Genomic DNA, 4,335 nt, shown 5'->3' with positions numbered 1-4,335 from the left:
CTGCGCTCGCCCGACCAGCTCCACCGGCCAAGCTACCCGTAGCGGAGCGGCCAACCGCGCACTAACTTTAACCTTGGACCACCGCGTGGGGGCCGATCAGGTCTCGCCGCCGGAAACTCGGGTCGTCGATCCATGTCATCCCGGCAAAGAGGCGTCTTCCCCGTGAAGGAGATGCTACGGCGAGACGATTATTCCATCCGATGATCGTTTGAGATTTCAACGATCTCCGATTGCGATCATCCGAAGATTTCCGATCTCCGATCAATGGCGGGCGGGCGGGTCAGATGATTGTCAGCCAGACGGTGCCGACGGCGGCGACGGTCAGGGCGACCGTCCAGAACAGGACCCAGCGCATGTGACCGCTGGTCTCGCCCTGCCGGGCCTCGTCGGTGGTCTCGAAGGTGGGTCGGGTCATGATGGATCTCCCTGCCATTCGGGTGGTCGAAGGCTTCACGCGCCGCCGGACGGATGCCCGGCGGCCAAGGGGGCGCTGTCAGCGTCCGATCAGTTCCCGCGCCGGGCCGCCGGTCTCCTGGCCGCGGCCACGGGCGTAGGCCGGGAGCGCCGGGTTCTTGGCGTTGGCGCCATCGGCATCGCCGTAGATCGGTGCGGATGGGCTGATGATGGAGTGGGCCTGCGGAGCGCGGAGGCCCTGGGCCTGCGAGAGGACCGTCATGCCGACGAGGGCGGAGGCGGCGAGGGCGACGGCGGCGATCGTACGTGTCATGGTCGATATCCTTCTGGTGGGGTCGTCACGTCGGTTCGTGATCACAAGAAGGTAGCGGCCGATAATCATTCGTTCCAATAGTTTGATTAGCTAGTTATAATCGATTGTTTTGATGATTAAGCGCCGCTTGCGAGCTGCTATCTATCGAGGCGGCGCGCGATGCGGGGTCGTGCTAGAGCCAGTGCGTTGACCCTCCGAAGCCCGAGAGCGCCCCGTGTCGGAATCCAGTCTGCTGGCGATCAGCACAGGCCTGAAGCCGCTCTCTCGCCTCCAGCATCCGCGGGACGTGATCCGGCAATTCACGCCGAACTGGTTCACCGTGGTGATGGGCACTGGCGTGGTCGCCTTGGCCCTCGACCGTCTGCCGGCGACGCATGCCCTGCTGGCCCCTGTCCCGCTCGGGCTCTGGCTCGCCTCCGTCGTGCTCTTCGCCACCTTCTGCCTAGTCTACGGCGCGCGTTGGATCTTCTACTTCGATGGCGCCCGACGGATCTTCGGACACTCGACGGTGTCGATGTTCTTCGGGGCGATCCCGATGGCACTTGCGACGCTGCTGAACGGGCTACTGATATTCGGTCCACCGTATCTCGGCGCCGAGACCGTCCGCATCGCCCTGCCTCTGTGGTGGTTCGACGTGGCGCTCGCTCTGATCTGTGCTGTCGCGATCCCCTACCTGATGTTCACCCGCCAGGAGCACCGCATCGACCAGATGACGGCCGTCTGGCTGCTGCCAGTGGTGACAGCCGAGGTCGTCGCCGTCTCCGGTGGCCTGCTCGCTCCAGCCTTGAATGGCGAGAGCCAACAACTCGCCGTCATCGTCACGAGCTTTGTGCTCTGGGGCGTCTCGGTCCCGCTGGCGCTGAGCATCCTGGCGATCCTGGTGCTGCGCATGGCGCTGCACAACTTGCCACCGCGGGAGATGGCCGCATCGAGCTGGCTCTCCCTCGGTCCGCTCGGAACCGGGGCGCTCGGCCTGCTCGTGCTGGGGCAGGCCGGTGGCCCGATCCTCGCGGCGGACGGTTTTGCCGGAGCTCCGGACATCCTCAGGATCGTGGGCCTCATCGGCGCACTGATTCTCTGGGGCTATGGGGCCTGGTGGTTCCTGCTCTCGCTCGCCGTCACCGTGCGCTACCTGCGCGCCGGCGTTCCGTTCAACCTCGGCTGGTGGGGCTACATCTTCCCGCTCGGCGTCTATGCCCTGGCAACCCTGCGGATCGGCGAAGTGACGGCACTCAGCGGGTTCGCCTGGCTCGGAGCGGGCCTCGTCGGCCTGCTGACCCTACTCTGGCTGATCGTGTCCGTGCGCACGTTGCGCGGGGCCTATCGCGGGGAGCTCTTCGTCTCGCCCTGCCTCGCCGGGGCCTGACCGGGCCTCGGGCGCATCCGATCGGTTCAAGCGAGGCCCAGCACGCGGATTAGACCGAGGCTGACGGCGCCGAGTGCGACGAGCGAGGCGACCACCGCCAGGGTCACCCGCGCCCCGGCCTTGGCGACGCTGCGCACATCGACCCCGAGGCCGAGCGCCGCCATCGAGACCACGGTGAGCAGATTGGCGGTCTCCGACATCGGCGCGAGCGCGACCTGCGGAACCAGCCCGGCCGAGCGAAGGCCCGCGAGCGCAAGAAAGGCGAGGATGAACCACGGCACCAGGCGGTGAATCGCGAGGCTGCCGCGGGCCGGGCGGTCGCCGGCGGTGACGCCGGGGGCGGCCTCGTCGGTTTCCTCGCGCAGCCGGCTCGCACCGAGCGAGAGCATCAGGACGACCGGGCCTAGCATCAGCACCCGGACGAGCTTCACCAGGGTTCCGACCTGGACGCTGAGCGCCGCGACCGGCGCGGTGGCGGCGAGGACCTGCGGAACAGCGTAGACGGTGAGGCCGGCGAGCACGCCGTACTGCATCGGCGACAGACCGAGCAGCGGCACCAGCAGCGGCAGGCCGAGCACCACCAGCACGCCCAGCACCGCGGTGAAGGCGATGGAGGCGGCGACGTCCTCGCCGTCGGCGCCGATCACCGGTGCCGTGGCCGCGATCGCCGAGTTGCCGCAGATCGAGTTTCCGCATGCGACGAGGATTGCCATGCGCGGATGCAGCCCGAGTGCCCGGCCGATGCCATAGCTCGACAGGATCGCGACCACGACGACGCCCGCGATGCCGAAAAGTAGACCCGGTCCGGCGGCGAGGATCGTCGCGAGGCTGAGCGACGCGCCGAGTAGTACGACCGCGATCTCCAGCACGGTCTTGGCCCCGAAGGCGATGCCGGGAAAGAAACGCTGCGACGGGGTCCAGGCGGTGCGGATCGCGCTCCCGAGCAGGATCGCCAGCACCAAGGCTTCAAGCCAGGCACGACCGAACAGTTGCGTCTCGACGGCCTCGAAGCCGATCGCTGCGGCGGTGACCGCCACGCAGAGGCCCAGTCCCGGAAGGATAGCTCTCGTGCCGGCCAAGGCACGCGTCGAACGAGAGTGGGAGAAAAGTCTGGGCGCGGACATGGATGGCTCCGATGTGATGCCGGAAAATCCCATGTCCCTTTCATTCAATCCAACGGAATGATTAGATGCTTCCCATCAACGGAATAGATGAAATGAGGACCCCTTCAGAGTTTGCCGAGACCCATTGTGGGGGGCCGACAGGCGGATTCACCCGTCGATCCAGCGGGCCTTGATCGTCGTGTCCGCAGCAAGCTCATAGATCCTGACGGAACCCGTCGCGAGTTCGAGGTGCTCGACCTCCGCGGGGCTCAGGTCTTCAAGCGCCATGACAAGCGCCCGCAGGCAATTGCCGTGGGCGACGACGAGCACGTCTCCGCCCATAACCGCCGGCAGGATGGTTCGGAGGTAGCATGGGACGATGCGGGCGACGGTATCGCGCAGGCTCTCACCGTTCGGCGGCGCCTCGGCGTAGGAGCGGCGCCAGGTCTCGATCCGCTCCGCCCCCCAGCGCGCATCGGCGGCGATCTTGTCGAGCCCGCTGAGGTCGCCGTAGTCTCGCTCGTCGAGCGCGGCGAAGCGTTGGGGGACCAATCCGGGTTGCCCGAGCGCATCGAGGATGAGCCGGCCGCTCACGACGGCCCGCGTCAGCGTCGAGGTGAAGGCTGCGGAAAAGCGCCAGCTGCGCTCGGCCAAACGCCGCCCGGCTGCCTCGGCTTCCATCCGGCCCTGCTCGGTCAAGGGCGAATCCAGCAATCCCGTGAACAGGCCGGATCGGTTGGCTACGCTCTGGCCATGCCGGACCAGCACGAGATGTCGCGTGACCGGGGCTTTGCAATCGTGAATCACGCTGTCTCCCGAAGCAGAGCACTTTCGCGCCGGTCGCATCGCCTCTGATGAAGTCGGCATCCGGCTTTAACGAACTTCGACCATGCGATGGGTTGGACCGTCCATCCGGAGACGGCGGGTCATCCTAGGTCCGCTTAAGAACGTCTTGCGACTGAAAGCAGCCAAGCTGCTTCCCACCCAACCCAGTCGTAAAGCGGAGGGTCAGGACACGATCCTTCCTCGCCGTAGAACCCGTAATTACCCACCCCCGCGATGATAGGGTTCAGGCGCCGACGGTCTTGAGGATGGTGCCGAACGGGCTGGCGCCGGTGAGGCGCGCGGTATCGACGACG

5 protein-coding genes are annotated in these 4,335 nt (G+C 66.7%); 1 reads left to right on the top strand and 4 read right to left on the bottom strand.

Going from position 1 to position 4,335, the window contains the following annotated elements:
- Positions 1 to 280: 280 nt before the first annotated feature.
- A complete protein-coding gene (locus ASG59_RS21435; RefSeq protein WP_274533822.1) occupies positions 281 to 415 on the bottom strand; it encodes a hypothetical protein in 135 nt (44 codons plus the stop codon).
- A gap of 78 nt (positions 416 to 493) precedes the next feature.
- Complete coding sequence (locus ASG59_RS11435) at positions 494 to 727, bottom strand: hypothetical protein (RefSeq protein ID WP_055882978.1); 234 nt, start codon at positions 725 to 727, stop codon at positions 494 to 496.
- 214 nt (positions 728 to 941) lie between these two features.
- On the opposite strand from ASG59_RS11435, the gene ASG59_RS11430 reads away from it, so the two are divergent.
- The gene (locus ASG59_RS11430; RefSeq protein WP_055882976.1) at positions 942 to 2,093 is read left to right on the top strand and encodes a TDT family transporter; all 1,152 of its coding nucleotides are present in this window, start codon (positions 942 to 944) and stop codon (positions 2,091 to 2,093) included.
- Between the two features lie 26 nt (positions 2,094 to 2,119).
- Here ASG59_RS11430 and ASG59_RS11425 read toward each other — a convergent pair whose 3' ends face one another.
- Positions 2,120 to 3,217, bottom strand: a complete 1,098-nt coding sequence (locus ASG59_RS11425) for a putative sulfate exporter family transporter (protein WP_055882974.1) — start codon at positions 3,215 to 3,217, stop codon at positions 2,120 to 2,122.
- A 147-nt stretch (positions 3,218 to 3,364) separates the two neighbouring features.
- Positions 3,365 to 4,003, bottom strand: a complete 639-nt coding sequence (locus ASG59_RS11420; RefSeq protein ID WP_055882972.1) for a 2,3-bisphosphoglycerate-dependent phosphoglycerate mutase — start codon at positions 4,001 to 4,003, stop codon at positions 3,365 to 3,367.
- Between the last annotated feature and the right edge of the window lie 332 nt (positions 4,004 to 4,335).

The organism is Methylobacterium sp. Leaf466 (assembly GCF_001425565.1).
Classification (GTDB): Bacteria; Pseudomonadota; Alphaproteobacteria; order Rhizobiales; family Beijerinckiaceae; genus Methylobacterium.
Note: the sequence above shows the minus strand (reverse complement) of the source record. Positions and strands in the feature narration are given on the sequence as shown.